This window comes from Mycolicibacter senuensis (assembly GCF_003284925.1).
Lineage (GTDB): Bacteria > Actinomycetota > Actinomycetes > Mycobacteriales > Mycobacteriaceae > Mycobacterium > Mycobacterium algericum_A.
Genome location: NZ_QMEX01000302.1, coordinates 1 through 921, shown reverse-complemented (window position 1 = coordinate 921; position 921 = coordinate 1). Strand labels below are relative to the sequence as shown.

1 protein-coding gene is annotated in these 921 nt (G+C 62.8%); it reads left to right on the top strand.

Annotated features, from left to right (window positions below):
- Positions 1–16 precede the first annotated feature (16 nt).
- Positions 17–921: Rieske 2Fe-2S domain-containing protein (locus tag DQP56_RS24295; RefSeq protein WP_133259038.1), on the top strand; the 905-nt coding region annotated here is incomplete at its 3' end.

The following is a 921-nucleotide window of genomic DNA, read 5'->3' as shown; positions in this document are numbered from 1 at the left end:
AAGGGAAAACCTTGTGATGACTGAACTTCCCAGCATGCGGCCGACCGGCTGGTTTCAGGTGGCCTGGAGCACGGATCTGGCTGTCGGTGATGTCAAGGCGCTGAATTACTTCGGCACCGAGATGGTCGCGTTTCGCGATCTCGATGGGACGGTCAATGTGCTCGACGCGCACTGTCAGCACCTGGGGGCGAACCTGTCGGTGGGTGGCTGCGTCGTCGAGGGCGGTATCCAGTGCCCGTTTCACGGCTGGGTGTGGAGTGGGCAGGGCCGCAATGTGCGTATCCCCTATGAGGAGCGGCCCAATCGGGGGCGCCGGATGCGGTCGTATCCGGTGGCCGAGCTCAACGAGTGTGTCTACATCTGGCATGACCTCGAACGCCGCGATCCGCTGTGGCAGATGCCGGTGGCTCTCGATGTGCTCGGTGAGCACATCCGCGCTCAGCGCTATCGCAGGCTTGGGGTTGATGAGCAGGAGCTCTACCGCGGTATTCATGTGTATCCGCAGGTGATTGCCGAGAATGCCGTTGATCCGCATCATTTCCGGTTCGTGCACCGCACCCCGGTCAGTCCGGTGGTGCTCTCCGAGAGCACTGACGATTCGACCTGGCGCGCCAAGGTGGGCTTCGGCAGGCGGTGGAGCGACGGTGTTGACCGTCCCGGTGACAACGCCAACACCATCGAGATCTATTGGTCGGGACTCGGGGTCAGCTTCAACGGTGAGCAGACCAAAGACGGGGTGCGGATCATCGCGATCTGCGCCACGCCGGTCGACGAAACCACCTCGGACATCTTCGCGACCTATTGGATCTCTGAGGGCGAGGGCTACGGCGAACGGTTGCAGGCGGCCAAGGCGGCACTGCCGGACGACATCAAGATCTGGGACCACCAGAAGTACATGGACCAGCCGGCGCTGGCACCGTC